Consider the following 14048-nt stretch of genomic DNA (forward strand, 5'->3'; position numbering starts at 1 on the left):
CGCTGACTCTTGGGAGGTATCCGTGGCGGCGGTAATCCTGCGGCGACTCAGCGCTGTCATTGCGCTGGTGATCGCCGCATCGGTGCTCTGGGTGGGCGGTGTGTCGTCCCCCGCGATGGCCGACCCCGACGAGGGCGGAAGCAAGACCCTGGCCGACGCGCTCGAGTCGGCGGCGAAGGGTCAGGCCGACGCGATCCAGAAACTCAACGCCTCCAAGAAGCGGCAGGCCCAGCTGCAAAACACGGTCAAGACGTCGCAGGCCTCGGCCAAGCAGCTGGAGAGTCAGGTCGGCGTGATCGTCAACCGGACCTACCGGCTGGGCCGCACCAGCACGATGTCCCTGCTGCTCAACTCGACCTCGCCGGATGCCTTCCTCGAGCGGGCCCAGCAGATCGACATGCTCGCCCAGATGGACGGCAAGATCCTGCAGCAGTACCGGACCGACCTGAGCGACGCGAAGGCCGCCAAGGCCGCCGCCGACCGGGAGGTCGTCGAGCAGCAGAAGCAGGTCGTGGCGCTGACCAAGAAGAAGAGGGAAGCAGAGCTCGCCCTGGGCAGCGTCGGCGGTGGCGCGGCCGGCGGCTTCGTCAGCGTGAACTCGCCGCTGGCCCAGCCGGCGCCGCGCAACTCGGACGGCTCGTGGCCCAAGGAGTCCTGCACGGTCGACGACCCGACCAGCACCGGCTGCATCACGCCGCGCACGCTGCATGCGATGCAGCAGGCCAAGGCGGACGGCTTCACGCACTACGTGGCCTGTTTCCGGCATCAGGACAGCGGCGAGCATCCCAAGGGGCGGGCCTGCGACTTCGCGGCGCACTCGACCGGCTTCCTGGATGTGGCGGCGACCGGGGCGGACAAGACGTACGGGAACAACCTGGCGGCGTACTTCATCAAGAACGCGGACCGGCTCGGCGTCATGTACGTGATCTGGTATCGGCAGATCTGGATGCCCGGTAGCGGGTGGAAGGCGTACAGCCCGCAGGGTGGGCCGTCGGTGGTGCATACGAACCACGTGCACCTCTCCATGCTCTGAGACCCCGTTTCCGGAAACCGGACATATCGCCTCGGTTTCTCCGTGCGCGGTCGGGCGGGTCGCCGCCGGGGCCACAATCGGCACATGGGGCCTCCGCCTCTCATCGGGGGCCGGTACCGGCTCGTGGAGAAGCTCGGCACCGGCGGCATGTCCGTCGTCTGGCGCGGGTACGACGAGACGCTGGGCCGGTCGGTAGCGGTCAAGGTGCTGTCCCCGCGACTCGCCGACGACCAGGGCTTTCGTGACCGGTTGCGGCAGGAGGCGCTGGCCGCGGCCCGGCTCTGCCATCCGCACATCACCGGGATCTTCGACTTCGGTGAGTCGCCGCTTGATTCGCTTCCGGATACTTTTTCGGACGCGCGCCTGACGGTGCCGTACGTGGTGATGGAACTCAACGACGGCGAGTCGGTGGCGGCGCGGCTCGGCCGGCAGGGCCCGCTGCCCTGGCGGGAGGCGGTCACGGTCGCCGTGGAGGTGGCGTCGGCGCTGGCCACGGCCCACGCGCGCGGGCTGGTGCACCGGGACGTGACCCCGGCCAACGTGATGCTGACGGTGACCGGCGCCAAGGTCGTCGACTTCGGCATCTCGGCGATCGTCGGGGAGCGGGACGCGGCGCCGGACGGCAGCCTCCTCGGCACCCCGGCCTACCTGGCCCCGGAACGCCTGGCCGGCGCCCAGGTCTCGGCGGCCACCGACGTGTACGCGCTGGGGCTCCTGCTGTATCGGCTGCTGACCGGGCGGCTCCCCTGGCCGGCGGGGACGACGGCCGAGGCGTTGCGCGCCCACCTGTACGCCGACCCCGACCCGCTTCCGTCGCTGCCCGGGATGCCCGGATCGGTCGGCGAGCTGTGTCTTCGGTGCCTGGCCAAGTCGCCGGCGGACCGCCCGGACGCCGCCGCGGTGGCCCGAGCCCTCGCCGACACGGCCGGAATCCAGCCGGTCCTTCCGCCCGCGCGTGCACAGGCTGCGGATGCGCCGCCGCCGGCTCGGGCGGTCGTTCCGCTGCCCACGGTTTCCCGTTGGCAGCCGTCGCCGGGTGTCGCTTCGTCCGGTTGGTTTACGCCGGGTGTCGATCTGTCTGGGTGGTTTGTGCCGGGTGCTGCCTCATCCGGGCGGCTTGTGCCGGGTGCTGTCTCATCCGGGCGGCTTGTGCCGGGTGCAGTCTCATCCGGGCGGCTTGTGCCGGGCGGTGTTTCTCGTCGGTGGCGCGAGCTGGCCGGGGCGGCTTCGTTCCGCTTGCGGGCCGGGCTGAGGCTCGCCGGCTGGCTGCGGCTCGGCCAGGTACGCCCGCTCGGCGGCGGCCTCTTCGCCGGTGGCGGACTGGCCCGCGAGGTGCTGACGGGCCGGCATCGGGTGCAGGCGGCTCTGTTGACCGCCGGCCTCCTGGCCGTCGCCGGCGTGGGCTGGGCGACGACCCGGGAAACCCAGGAGCCGGAGCGAGCCCAGGCAGCCGGCGCCGGACCGGACGCAGTCGGGCCCCCGGAGACCTCGTGCGTGGTTCGCTACCAGCTCCGGCACGACTCCGGCCGAGACTACGAGGCCGTTCTGACCGTGGCGACCTCCGACGAGGTGGGGCGCTCGTCGTGGCGGGTGGTGTTCGCCTACCCCGGCTCCCAGCGCCTGACCGGCGCACCGGCGGCGGTGACCCAGACCGGCCGCAAGGTCATCGTGAAGGGCCACGGCTCCCGTAAGGCCTTCACCTTGCGCGGCGCCTACCGCGGCGACAACCCGCTGCCGCTGGCCTTCACCCTCGACGGGCGCAGGTGCCGAGCCGAGGTGCTGGGCAGCACCGTGACCGAACCGGCCGCCGGAACGATCAGCGAGGCCGCCGGCGAGAGGCGAACTCCGGACGCCAAGCGCGACCGCCCGTCCCCACCGCGGAAGCAGTCCTACCCTTCGAAGCCCGTCACCCCGCCGCCCTCCCTCTCGCCGAAGCCGCACACCGGCACTGATTACTCAGTCACCCTCTGATCCCGGTCACCTCCTCTGATTCGCGGTCGTGCTCTGATTCGCGGTCGTCCTCTGATTCGCAGTCGTCCTCTGATTCGCCCTCGCCGGCTCGCCGTGCGTCCGGTCGCGGGCCTCGCTATGCCGCGCCGCCCGTGAATCGGCCCTCGCCCTCGCGGTTGGCCCGGAAGCGCAAGCCCGACCAGCGGTCATCGATCGCGACCTGCCCGCAAGGGCGCATGTCGAAGTCGGCGACGATCGGCCACAGCGTGTCCCGGTTGATGTCGGCCTTGTTTCCCTTCGGATAGGCCACCCAGAACACCCCCGGTTTGGCGAGGTCGGCGCTGTGCTCCTCGAGCAGCTTGCGCGCGCTCGCGCCATCCTCCGCGAACAGCACCGCGGTGCTGGCGGTGGCGAGCGTCTCGACCTCGCGCACTCCGTCGGGCATGGGCGTGAGCAGCGGCAACCGGGCCGGATCGGACAGCCACAGGGTCGAATTCGGCTTGATCAGTAGCTTCTCGGCAATCGTCTTGGCCATGACCCGAGCCTGGCACCGACAAATAAAGTTGTCAAGGACGTTCCGGCGGCCTGTGGACAACGGCTGCCCTGTGGACAACTCGAAGTTTTGTCGGAGCGGGCTGATAGACATGCCGCATGACCGAGACGACGCGGATCAGGGCCGACGAGGCCGAGCGAGCTGCCGTGCGCGAGCGGGCCGAGGGGGTGCTGCGCCGGCTCGCCGGCGACCAAGCGCGCCTGCGCGAGGATCAGTGGCGCGCCATCGAGGCGCTCACCGTCGACCGGCGGCGGGTGCTCTGCGTGCAACGCACCGGGTGGGGCAAGTCGGCGGTCTACTTCGTGGCCACCGCCCTGCTCCGCGAGGGCGTCGCGGCCGGTGATCCGCCGGCCGGCCCGACCGTCATCGTGTCCCCGTTGCTCGCGTTGATGCGCAACCAGGTCGACGCCGCCGCGCGGGCCGGCATCACCGCGCGCACCATCAATTCGGCCAATCTCGACGAGTGGTCCGAGATCGAGTCCGAGATCAGGTCCGGCGCGGTCGACGTGCTGCTGATCAGCCCCGAGCGGCTAAACAATCCCGACTTCCGTGACAACGTGCTGCCCGGCCTGGCCGCGAGCACCGGTCTGCTGGTCGTCGACGAGGCGCACTGCGTCTCCGACTGGGGGCACGACTTCCGCCCCGACTATCGCCGGCTCCGCACCTTCCTGGCCGGTCTCCCGGGGCATACCCCGGTGCTGGCCACCACCGCGACGGCCAATGCCCGGGTGACCGCCGACGTCGCCGATCAGCTCGGCGACGCGCTGGTGCTGCGCGGCCCGCTCGACCGCGACTCGCTGCGCCTGGCCGTCCTCGATCTGCCCGACCCGGCGCATCGCCTGGCCTGGCTCGCCGACCATCTCGATCAGCTCCCCGGCTCGGGCATCGTCTACACGCTCACCGTCGCCGCGGCCACCGAGACCGCCGATTTCCTGCGTTCGCGGGGCTACCAGGTCGCGTCGTACACCGGGCAGGTCGAGGATGCCGACCGCCGCGCCGCCGAGCAGGCCCTGCTAGACAACAAGATCAAGGCGCTCGTCGCGACCTCCGCGCTCGGCATGGGTTTCGACAAGCCCGATCTCGGCTTCGTCGTTCACCTGGGCGCGCCCCCGTCCCCGATCGCGTATTACCAGCAGGTCGGCCGCGCCGGTCGCGCCGTCGAGCACGCCGAGGTGGTCCTGCTCCCCGGCCGGGAAGATGCCGCCATCTGGCGATACTTCGCGTCGCTGGCCTTCCCGCCGGAAGACCAGGTGCGCCTGGTGCTGGCCAACCTCGCCACCGACCGTCCGATGTCGACCCAGGCGCTCGAGCCGCTGGTCGACCTGCGCCGCACCCGCCTCGAGCTGATGCTCAAGGTCCTCGATGTGGACGGCGCGGTCCGGCGCACCCGCGGTGGCTGGCTGGCCACCGGCGAGCCGTGGACCTATGACACTGCCCGCCTGCGCCGGGTCGCCGAGGCTCGTTCGGCGGAGCAAAAGACCATGATTGAGTACGCCGAGACCGACTCCTGCCGCATGGAATACCTACGGCGTTGCCTGGACGACCCCGAGGCCACGGCGTGCGGCCGCTGCGACAACTGTGCCGGTCCACTGTTCGACACCGATGCGTCGACCGCGTCCCTCGCCGCCGCCGCGTTCCTGGGCCGCCCCGGCGTCGAGATCGCCCCCAAGAAGCTGTGGCCCACCGGTCTTGCCGCCGTCGGCATCTCCCTCAAGGGCAAAATCGGCCCGGCCGAGCAGATCGAGCCGGGCCGAGCGGTCGGCCGTCTCTCGGACCTCGGCTGGGGCAGCCGCCTGCGCACGGTGGTCACCCCCGACTCCCCGGACGGTCCGATCCCCGACGAACTGGCCACCGCGGTCGTCGAGATCCTGAAAGCCTGGGCCCACGGCGACGACGCCTGGCGACAGCGCCCGGCCGCGGTCGTCGAGGTCGGCTCCCACCGTCATCCACAGCTCATCCACACCCTGGCCGAGCACATCGCCCGCGTCGGCCGCCTGCCCCTGCTGGGCGCGGTCACCTCCTCCGCGCCGACCGTCACCGCCTCGCGGGGAAACAGCGCCCAGCGAGTCCGCGCCCTCCACGACGCCTTCGCCGTCCCGCCCGAGGTGGCCACCGTGCTGTCCGGCCTGAACGCCCCCGTCCTGCTGGTAGACGACCTGGTCGACTCCGGCTGGACGATGTCGCTGGCCGGCCGAGCCCTCCGCCGCGCCGGCGCCGAGGGGGTGCTGCCGTTGGCATTGGCAGTCTCGGCCTGACCACGTGGTGCCCGGCCCGCACGTGGTGCCCGCCCGCACGCGGCGCCCGCCCGCACGCGGCGCCCGCCCGCACGCGGCGCCCGCCCGCACGCGGCGCCCGCCCGCACGCGGCGCCCGCCCGCACGCGGCGCCCGCCCGCGGTGGTTGCTGCCTGCTCTCGTGCGGCGGCGCTTGCCTGACCGCATGGGCATGCGGCCGCACTTGGCCGGCGCTGCTGGGCGACCACTCGGGCCGGGGGCGAGCCCGCTTGCTCTCGTCGGGTGCGTCGGTCGTCGGAGCTGGCCTGGGTGACCCAGACCTCGCCGTGGCCGAGCGGTCTGATCGGCGGGGACCGTCAGCCCAGGGTGAGAGGGCGGGACTGTAGGCGGGCCAGCAGGTCCGGGTCGGTGGCTCGGCCGGTGGCTGCGCGGAGGAAGCGTTCCGGGTCGGGGGCGGTGCGGGACGGGCCGAGCAGCAGGTCCTGGAGGAGGTCGGCGGCGGCCGGGGTTAGCCAGGACGGCTGGGCTAGCGCGTCGGCCAGGTCGAAGCCGTGTACCGCTACCTCGATGACTCGGGTCTTCAGGAACTCGGTCAGCAGCATGGCGTCGCCGTGGCGGGTGCGGATCACTCGGTCGGGTGGCTCGGGCGTGCACATGCCGACGATCGCGCTGCGTAGGTCGTCGAGCTCGGCCAGGATCGCCGGGGCGGGGAGGTCGGATGCCTGCGCCTGAGCGGTGACGATGCGGTCGGTGTTCGTGGCGGGGGAGAAGCGCTCGTCGGGGCGGTAGTACGCCAAGGCCGACACGTCCGCGGCCGGCGGGGCGGGCTCGGCGAGCGCCTGCGGGACTCGGGCAACGGCCACGCGGACGTGGGCCAGCAGGGCGCGTGCGTCCCACGGGCGGCAGCGGGTCGGGCTGGTCCAGGCCGAGTCGGGGAGGGAGGCGAGCGCCTGGGTCAGCGCGGCCGTCTCGATGACCAGGGCTGCGAGCGGGGTGGCGGCTGTCATGGTCATCAATGTAACGGGCGTTGCGGGGGAGAGGTCCGTGCGTCGTGGGGGGGGGAGGGGTCCCGTGCGTCGTGGGGCTTCTCGTGTGTCGTAGGGGAGGTGTCCTGTGCGTCGTAGTTGTCGCGTCGGCGCGCAGGGTGGGGGCGGCGGCGGGGCGGCCGGCCAGGTGACGTGCACGTGGGCGCGATGGGTGTCCCGCGGGCGGGTGGCCCGTGGTGACAAAACGGCAGGTAGTGGACAGGATGAGGGGGAGGTCGGGTGAGGAGGAATACCGGGAGGGGGTATGCTGGCCTGCATGTCCGACGAGGCGACTCCGCAGCAGCACGGTCCGCATGGTTACTCCGGTGACAAGGCCGCTCTGCTCGGGCGGCTGCGCCGGATCGAAGGGCAGATCCGTGGACTGCAGCGGATGGTCGACGAGGACACGTACTGCATCGACGTGCTGACCCAGATCTCGGCCGCCAAGAGCGCGCTGCAGGCGGTCGCGGTCGGCCTGCTCGAGGATCACCTGGCGCACTGCGTGGTCGACGCGGCGCGGGCCGGGGATCCGACTGCCAAGGTCAAAGAGGCTTCCGACGCGATCGCCCGGCTTGTCAAATCTTGACGGCCACCGTTCCCCGAAAGGCGTTTTCATGGCTGTGACCAGCACCTACACCGTGACCGGGATGACCTGCTCGCACTGCGTCCAGGCCGTGACCGGCGAGCTCTCCACGCTGCCGGGCGTGGCGGAGGTGCGGGTCGACCTCGCGTCGGGCGAGGTTACGGTGACCAGCGAGGCACCCCTCGCCGAGGACGACGTGCGTGCCGCGGTCGACGAGGCCGGCTACGAGCTCGCGCATGCCTGACGGCCCGCCAATCGGCGGCCAGCCCGCCGCCTCCGATGACCCCACCACAGACCTAAACCGCATCGGAAACCGACCCGCCGCCGAGCCGGCTGTCGAGGAGCCGCCCGCCGCCGGCCCGCCCGCCGCAGGGCGGCCTGTCGCCGGGTCGGCCGTCGACGGGCAGTCTGCCGCTGGGTCGGGTGTTGAGGGGCGGTCTGCGGCCGGGTCGGGTGTCGAGGGGCGGTCTGCGGCCGGGTCGGGTGTCGAGGGGCGGTCTGCCGCCGGGGCGGCCGTCAAAGAAGGGCAGCCTGCAGCCGAGGGGCGGGAGGACGAGTTCCGCACGGCCGCGACCGCGCCGATCGGGGATCGGGCCGGGTTTCGGCTTGCGGCCTTCGGGGCGCTGCTCGTCGTCGCGCTGTTCGCCGGCTACGGGGTGGGCCGCCTCAGCAACGGCGGCACCTCCGCCTCCGCCCCGCCAATCAGCGCGCCGAACGGCGGCTCGATGCCGGGCATGGTCGTGGACGAGAACCAGCCGCACACCCACAACGCCGGCGGCGGGACCATGACCATGGGCGCTGCGGTCGGCGGCCTCTCACTCAGCTCGGGCGGGCTCACCCTGGTCCCGGCCCGCACGACCTTCGTCGCCGGCCAGCCCCAGCGACTCAGCTTCCGGATCACCGGGCCGGGCGGGGCGCCGATCACCTCGTACGCGGTCGTACACGACAAGCTCCTGCACCTCATCGTGATCCGCCGCGATCTCAGCGGCTATCAGCACCTGCACCCGTCGATGACCGCCGACGGCACCTGGGGGATCGACCTCACTATCGCGCAGCCGGGCATCTATCGGATGATCGCGGACTTCACCGCGCTGGTCGGCGGCCGGCCGGTGGCGACCACGCTGGGCACCGACCTCACCGTCGCCGGCGACTACGTGCCCGTCCCGCTGCCGGCGCCCACGCGCGCCGTCGCCGTGGACGGGCTGGCCGTCGGCTACGAGGGCACCCCGAGCACCGGGTCGACCCAGCCGATCCTGATGAGTGTGGCCGGGCCCGACCACACTCCGGCGGTCGTCGAGCCCTATCTCGGCGCGTACGGTCATCTGGTCGTGCTTCGCCAGGGCGACCTTGCCTACGTGCATGTCCATCCGGAGGCCTCGCTGGTCGACGGCAAGGTCAAGTTTTGGCTGTCGGTGCCGAGCAGCGGCACCTACCGGATGTTCTTCGACTTCCAGGTCGGTGGTCAGGTGCACACCGCAGCGTGGACCGTGGTGGTCTGAAGCAGTTTCGCCAGCGCCGGCGTCACCGACCACTGCGCGGTCAGCGACTCGTACTCCGAAAGCTGCGCCGGGGTCGGTGGCGCGTCCGTGCGCCGCGCCCGCAACAGCAGGTTGCGCGGGGTGTGCGCGGAGTCGATGAACTCGACCACCTCGACCCGGTAGCCGTGCAACCGCAGCAGCGACGCTCGCAGCGTGTCGGTCAGCACGTCGGCGAATCGCTCGCGCATGATCGCGTGCCGGGTGAGCTCGCCGAACGGCGTCGGCGCCGTGACGCCCTTGAGTTGGGCGGCGATGTCGTGGTGGCAGCACGGCGCGGCCAGCACCCAGCGCGCCGACCACTGCACCGCGCGGGCCAGCGCCTCGTCGGTGGCCGTGTCGCAGGCGTGCAGCGCCAGCACCAGGTCGGGGGTGAGGGGCAGCGACGCGTCGGAGATCGTCCCGGCGACGAACGTCACGTCCGCCGAGCAGCCGAGCGCCTCGGCGACCGCCGTGTTCCGGATCCGCTGATCCTCGCGGACGTCGACCCCGACCACCTGGACGCGTACGCCGCGGGCGGACAGATAGCGGTACGCGGCGAAGGTCAGGTAGGCGTTTCCGCAGCCCAGGTCGACCACGCGCAGCGGCGACGGCAGCTCGGCGGGCAGCGTCGCGGCCAGCGCCCGCAGGAACGCGTCGACCTGCCGCCGCTTGGCCGCCGTGCCGCCGACCACCTCGAACAGCGGGTCGCCCGGGTCGAGCAGCCACTGCTTGGCCCGGTCGTGCCCGGCGTCCGGCGCCGACGCGGGCGCCGCGCCGCGGTGCACCTGGGCGTCACCCTTCTTGGTGATTCGCACCTGCACGGTGGCCGTCGTAGTCTCCACGTGCCAGTTCCCGAACGGCTCGGCGAGTAGGGCATCGACGGCCGACTCCGCCTCGGCGCCGGGCGCGGCGTTCCGGGTGAACGGCCGAGAGCCGTCATCGGTGACGATCTGTAGGTGCGGGCCACCCTTCAACGTCACCGGTCGCAACTCCGCCCGCGTCACCGACGGTGTCTTCCCCCGGCGACGGCCGGCGGCGACGGCCCGGGTGAGGCCGGGAGCGAGCAGCAGGGTGCGTACCTCGGCGAGGACGTCCGCGAGCGGTTCTGGCATCTCTCCATTCTGCCCGCGTCACGGCGACCGGCCGGCGCACCGAACCGGCCGGTGGCCGAACACACGTCCGGCACCTACTGGGCCGCGAAGTCGATCTATAGATACGCTGTTCGCGCGAGAAGCGAGGTGCGCCGCCGATGTCCTTCATGGCCGACCCGCCGGGGGCCGACCGGCTGTCCGCACGGCTGCGCCGCGAGACCGGCAGAGCACTCGAAATCACCCAGACGCACAGCTTTCTGGACGCCCTCGCCGCCGGCCGCGTCTCCTGGGTCGCCTATGCCGACATGGTCGCCCAGTATTGGTTTCTCTACGAGGCGCTGGAGCTGGCCGGGCACACGATGGCCGACGACCCGATCGCCCGGGCGTTCGTCTTTCCCGAGTTGGAGCGGCTGGCGCCGATCGAGGCGGATCTGCGTTTCCTGCACGGCCCGCGCTGGGCGGACCGGATGGCCGCCCTGCCCGCCACCACGACCTACTGCACGCGCCTGCGCTATGCCGCCAACTCGCACCCGGTCGGCTTCATCGCGCACCATTACACGCGTTTCCTCGGCGATCTCGCCGGCGGCCAATACCTGGGCCAGGCGATTGCCCGCGTCTATGGCCTCAACGGCGCCGGCCACCGTTTCTACGTTTTCCCCGGCATCGATCTCGAGGCGTTTCAGACCTATTACGGCCGGCTCCTGGACGCCCTTCCCGGGTCGTCCGAGGAGCGGGACGAGCTGGTCGCCGAGGCCGTGGAGGCGCACCGTCTGCACCTCGCGGTCCTCGACGAGCTGGCACGACGCTGGATCTGAACGGCACGAAGCGTAACCCCGGCCGCTAGCTCTGCGTGGCCCGGCCGAGGCCGGGCCCGAAGAGGGTTACGCGTCGGCTTCGGAGCCACCGGACGACTCGGCGGCGTTCGCGGCCGAGCCGTTGCCGGAACCGCGGCTGCCCCGGCCACCTCGGCGACGGCGACGGCGCGGACGGTCGGCGTCGTCATCCGAGTCCGGGCCGTCCTCGTCCGCGGAGGACGTGTCTGTGGAAAGCGCGCCCGCGGACGGCGCGGCGGTTGCCTCGCCGGCCGGCACCTCGTCGCTGCCGCCCGAGAAGAGCAGCGTCGTGGCCGGCGCCCGGCGCCGCGTGCGAGCCCGCTTCGGCGCCGCCTCGGCCTCCCCGGCGACCGGCTCGGCCACCGCTCCAGCCGGCTCGGCCACCGGCCCGGCCGGCTCGGCTACTGCTCCGGCCGGCTCGGCCACCGCGCCGGCCGGCTTGGCCGCCGCGCGGGACCGCCTGGCCACCGCGCCGCCCCGCTCGGCCGTGTCGACCGACCCGGCCTCCCCGGGCGCGCCGGCCTCGGGCGTACCGGAAAGATCGGAATCGTCGCCCACCCGGCGGCGGCGTCGCTGGCGCTTGGGCCGCTCGGCATCCTCGGCCGGAGCCGCCCCCGCGTCGGGACCGGAGCCGCCGGCGCGCGGGCGTCGCCCACGACCCCGCGTCGGTTCCCGGCGCCGGCGCCCGCCGCCCAGATCTTCCTCGACCTCGGCCGAGAGGCCGGCCCGGTTGCGCTCGGCGGTCGGCAGCGTGCCCGATACGTCGGCGGGAATGTCCAGGTCGGAGTAGAGCGCGGCGCTCGTGTGGTACGTCTCCGGCGGCTGCGGCATGCCCAGGCCCATCGACTTGTCGATGAGCACCCAGCGCGGCATGTCCTCCCAGTCGACGAAGGTCACCGCGACGCCGGTCGCGCCCGCCCGGCCGGTGCGGCCGATGCGATGCGTGTAGGTGTCCGGGTCCTCGGGGCAGTCGTAGTTGATCACGTGGGTCACGCCGGAGACGTCCAGGCCGCGGGCGGCGACGTCGGTAGCGACCAGCACGTCGATCTTGCCGCTGCGGAACGCTCGCAGCGCCCGCTCGCGGGCGCCCTGGCCCAGGTCGCCGTGCACCGCGGCGACCGCGAAGCCGCGGAAGTCGAGGTCCTCGGCGACCCGGTCGGCGGCCCGCTTGGTGCGGCAGAAGATCATGGTGAGACCGCGTTCGCGGGCCTGCAGGATGCGGGCCACCATCTCCAGCTTGTTCAGCGGGTGGGTGCGGTAGACGACCTGCTTGGTCAGCGGCGACGGGCCGCTCTCGGAGGTGTGCCCGGCGTGGATGGTGACCGGGTGGCTCAGGAACCGGCGGGACAGGGCCACGATCGGGTCCGGCATGGTCGCCGAGAACAGCATGGTCTGCCGCTGCTCGGGGAGCATCGCGAGGATCTTCTCGACGTCGTCCAGGAAGCCCAGGTCGAGCATCCGGTCGGCCTCGTCCAGCACGAGCGCCTTGATCGAGTTGAGCTTGAGGGTCTTCTGCTTGGCCAGGTCGAGCAGCCGCCCGGGGGTGCCGACAAGGATCTCGACCCCCTTCTTGAGCGCGTCGACCTGCGGCTCGTACGCCACCCCGCCGTAGATCGGCAACACCCGGACGCCGCGCGTGCTGCCCGCGGCGGCCAGGTCGCGGGCCACCTGCAGACCCAGCTCACGGGTGGGGACGACGATCAGCGCCTGCGGCTTGCCGTCGGCGCCCTCGGCGGGGGAGATGACCCGCTCGAGCAGCGGCAGGCCGAAGCCGAGGGTCTTGCCGGTGCCGGTCGGGGCCTGGCCGATGAGGTCGGTGCCGCGCAGCGCGATGGGCAGCGCGTACTCCTGGATCGCGAAGGCTCGGGTGATGCCGGCCTTCGCCAGTGCCTCGACGGTCTCGGCGCGGACGCCCAGCTCGGCGAAGGTCGGACTGTCCGGGCGAACGGGGGCCCGATTGACGACGGGGACCAGCGCGGGTTCGGAGTTTTCGATGTCTGTCATGAAGTTTTACGGGTGCCTCTCGTGGTGCGCCCGTCGGAATGCTTGGGGCGCGCTGTGGGTAGGGCGCGGGCCACACGCTGAAAAAGCGGGCCGCACGCGCGCGGGTCGCCCGCGGCGAAACGGGATTCGCGGGGTGAAAAACAGCGAACCGGATCGACGTCGACGGGCGACAAACCCCAGTCTACCCGACTGAGAGATCGTGCACCTCAGAGCGGAGTTACGGGAGGCACCCCTGGTGACAGGGGTGCCCGCCGGAACCTCAGCGAGTGGTGAAGCCGAACGGCCGGTTGGACGACTCGGCGATCTCGACGTAGGCCACCTTGTTGACCGGAATGATCACCTTGCGGCCCTTCTCGTCCTGGAGCGACAGCACGCTGTCCTTGGCCATCGCCTCGGTCACTGCCTGCTCGACCTCCGCCGGGGTCTGAGCGCTCTCGAGCACCAGCTCGCGCGGCGTGTGCTGCACGCCGATCTTGACCTCCACGGGGTCCTCCCTCTGTACGGGTCTTACCGCTGTGAAGGTTATCCGATTTCGGCCGTCGAACCGCTGGTTGTGCCGTCCTGCAGGGGGAAGCTGGCGATCCCGCGCCAGATCAGCGCAGCTACGAGCGATTCGGCTTCCGCTTTCGGCGTACGCCGGCCGTTCGCCAGCCAGAACTGTGCGGACTGGCCGGCCGCCCCGACCAGGCCCGAGGCGAGCAGCTCGGCGGCGTCCCCGGCGAGGGCGGTGTCCGAGATGATCGTGTCGGTCACCGCCGCGATGCAGCCCTGCTCGACCCGCTCGACCCGCTGCCGCACCTGCGGGTCGTTGCGCAGGTCGGACTCGAAGACCAGGCGGAACGCCTCGCTCTCGTGGTCCATGAAGTCGAAGTACGCCCGGACCGCGCCCTTCACCCGCTCCTTGTTGTCGTGGGTGGCCAGCATGGCCTCGCGCACCTTGGCGATTATCGCGTCGCAGTGCGTGTCCAGCAGCGCCAGGTACAGCTCGAGCTTGCCGGGGAAGTGCTGGTACAGCACCGGCTTGGAGACGCCGGCCCGCTCCGCGATGTCGTCCATCGCGGCGGCGTGATAGCCGTGCGCCACGAAGATCTGCTGGGCCGCGGCCAGCAACTGCTTGCGGCGCGCGGAGCGGGGCAGGCGGGTGGGCCGGGCGGTCTGTGCCCCGCCGGACGCAGCGGTCATGTCTCTCTACCTTCCAGGGGGTCGGTCCCCGCGGTTTGGTCGGC

The 14048-nt window shown here is 72.1% G+C and carries 13 protein-coding genes; 7 read left to right on the top strand and 6 right to left on the bottom strand.

Annotation, left to right across the window (positions count from 1 at the left end; genetic code table 11):
* Positions 1-22 precede the first annotated feature (22 nt).
* Both ODJ79_RS05460 and ODJ79_RS05465 read left to right on the top strand, forming a co-directional pair.
* The gene (locus ODJ79_RS05460) at positions 23-1033 is read left to right on the top strand and encodes a coiled-coil domain-containing protein (protein WP_263022212.1); all 1011 of its coding nucleotides are present in this window, start codon (positions 23-25) and stop codon (positions 1031-1033) included.
* Between the two features lie 84 nt (positions 1034-1117).
* A complete protein-coding gene (locus tag ODJ79_RS05465; RefSeq protein ID WP_263022213.1) occupies positions 1118-3004 on the top strand; it encodes a serine/threonine-protein kinase in 1887 nt (628 codons plus the stop codon).
* 115 nt (positions 3005-3119) lie between these two features.
* On the opposite strand, the gene ODJ79_RS05470 is transcribed toward ODJ79_RS05465, so the two are convergent.
* Entirely contained in the window at positions 3120-3518 is a 399-nt protein-coding gene (locus ODJ79_RS05470) for a hypothetical protein (RefSeq protein ID WP_263022214.1), read from the bottom strand.
* A gap of 116 nt (positions 3519-3634) precedes the next feature.
* On the opposite strand from ODJ79_RS05470, the gene ODJ79_RS05475 reads away from it, so the two are divergent.
* A complete protein-coding gene (locus ODJ79_RS05475) occupies positions 3635-5791 on the top strand; it encodes a RecQ family ATP-dependent DNA helicase (protein WP_263022215.1) in 2157 nt (718 codons plus the stop codon).
* A gap of 334 nt (positions 5792-6125) precedes the next feature.
* Here the strand turns inward: ODJ79_RS05475 and ODJ79_RS05480 are convergent, their stop codons facing one another.
* Complete coding sequence (locus ODJ79_RS05480; protein ID WP_263022216.1) at positions 6126-6776, bottom strand: maleylpyruvate isomerase N-terminal domain-containing protein; 651 nt, start codon at positions 6774-6776, stop codon at positions 6126-6128.
* A gap of 295 nt (positions 6777-7071) precedes the next feature.
* Between ODJ79_RS05480 and ODJ79_RS05485 the strand changes: the two genes are divergently transcribed.
* The 3 genes from ODJ79_RS05485 (at position 7072) to ODJ79_RS05495 (ending at position 8876) form a co-directional block, all read left to right on the top strand.
* Entirely contained in the window at positions 7072-7380 is a 309-nt protein-coding gene (locus ODJ79_RS05485) for a metal-sensitive transcriptional regulator (RefSeq protein WP_263022217.1), read from the top strand.
* A gap of 28 nt (positions 7381-7408) precedes the next feature.
* Positions 7409-7621: a heavy-metal-associated domain-containing protein gene (locus ODJ79_RS05490; RefSeq protein ID WP_263022218.1), complete on the top strand. Its 213-nt coding sequence runs from the start codon at positions 7409-7411 to the stop codon at positions 7619-7621.
* A gap of 490 nt (positions 7622-8111) precedes the next feature.
* Positions 8112-8876, top strand: a complete 765-nt coding sequence (locus tag ODJ79_RS05495; protein ID WP_263022219.1) for a hypothetical protein — start codon at positions 8112-8114, stop codon at positions 8874-8876.
* Here the strand turns inward: ODJ79_RS05495 and ODJ79_RS05500 are convergent.
* Positions 8840-10006, bottom strand: coding sequence for a class I SAM-dependent methyltransferase (locus tag ODJ79_RS05500; protein ID WP_263022220.1), 1167 nt, complete (start codon positions 10004-10006; stop codon positions 8840-8842). The genes ODJ79_RS05495 and ODJ79_RS05500 overlap by 37 nt on opposite strands.
* 137 nt (positions 10007-10143) lie before the next feature.
* On the opposite strand from ODJ79_RS05500, the gene ODJ79_RS05505 reads away from it, so the two are divergent.
* The gene (locus ODJ79_RS05505; RefSeq protein ID WP_263022221.1) at positions 10144-10800 is read left to right on the top strand and encodes a heme oxygenase (biliverdin-producing); all 657 of its coding nucleotides are present in this window, start codon (positions 10144-10146) and stop codon (positions 10798-10800) included.
* Positions 10801-10866: 66 nt separating this feature from the next.
* Here the strand turns inward: ODJ79_RS05505 and ODJ79_RS05510 are convergent, their stop codons facing one another.
* The 3 genes from ODJ79_RS05510 to ODJ79_RS05520 all read right to left on the bottom strand — a co-directional run bounded on the left by ODJ79_RS05510 (position 10867) and on the right by ODJ79_RS05520 (position 14004).
* Complete coding sequence (locus ODJ79_RS05510; protein ID WP_263022222.1) at positions 10867-12822, bottom strand: DEAD/DEAH box helicase; 1956 nt, start codon at positions 12820-12822, stop codon at positions 10867-10869.
* Positions 12823-13081: 259 nt separating this feature from the next.
* The gene (locus ODJ79_RS05515; protein WP_263022223.1) at positions 13082-13306 is read right to left on the bottom strand and encodes a DUF3107 domain-containing protein; all 225 of its coding nucleotides are present in this window, start codon (positions 13304-13306) and stop codon (positions 13082-13084) included.
* Positions 13307-13344: 38 nt separating this feature from the next.
* Complete coding sequence (locus ODJ79_RS05520) at positions 13345-14004, bottom strand: TetR/AcrR family transcriptional regulator (protein WP_263022224.1); 660 nt, start codon at positions 14002-14004, stop codon at positions 13345-13347.
* Positions 14005-14048: the final 44 nt, after the last annotated feature.

It is taken from the genome of Actinoplanes sp. KI2, assembly GCF_025630775.1.
Classification (GTDB): Bacteria; Actinomycetota; Actinomycetes; order Mycobacteriales; family Micromonosporaceae; genus Actinoplanes.

Coding starts and splice junctions, on each gene's coding strand:
- ODJ79_RS05465 (WP_263022213.1), top strand. CDS start 1,118: ATGGGGCCTCCGCCTCTCATCGGGGGCCGGTACCGGCTCGTGGAGAAG.
- ODJ79_RS05470 (WP_263022214.1), bottom strand. CDS start 3,518: ATGGCCAAGACGATTGCCGAGAAGCTACTGATCAAGCCGAATTCGACC.
- ODJ79_RS05475 (WP_263022215.1), top strand. CDS start 3,635: ATGACCGAGACGACGCGGATCAGGGCCGACGAGGCCGAGCGAGCTGCC.
- ODJ79_RS05480 (WP_263022216.1), bottom strand. CDS start 6,776: ATGACAGCCGCCACCCCGCTCGCAGCCCTGGTCATCGAGACGGCCGCG.
- ODJ79_RS05485 (WP_263022217.1), top strand. CDS start 7,072: ATGTCCGACGAGGCGACTCCGCAGCAGCACGGTCCGCATGGTTACTCC.
- ODJ79_RS05490 (WP_263022218.1), top strand. CDS start 7,409: ATGGCTGTGACCAGCACCTACACCGTGACCGGGATGACCTGCTCGCAC.
- ODJ79_RS05495 (WP_263022219.1), top strand. CDS start 8,112: ATGGTCGTGGACGAGAACCAGCCGCACACCCACAACGCCGGCGGCGGG.
- ODJ79_RS05500 (WP_263022220.1), bottom strand. CDS start 10,006: ATGCCAGAACCGCTCGCGGACGTCCTCGCCGAGGTACGCACCCTGCTG.
- ODJ79_RS05505 (WP_263022221.1), top strand. CDS start 10,144: ATGTCCTTCATGGCCGACCCGCCGGGGGCCGACCGGCTGTCCGCACGG.
- ODJ79_RS05510 (WP_263022222.1), bottom strand. CDS start 12,822: ATGACAGACATCGAAAACTCCGAACCCGCGCTGGTCCCCGTCGTCAAT.
- ODJ79_RS05520 (WP_263022224.1), bottom strand. CDS start 14,004: ATGACCGCTGCGTCCGGCGGGGCACAGACCGCCCGGCCCACCCGCCTG.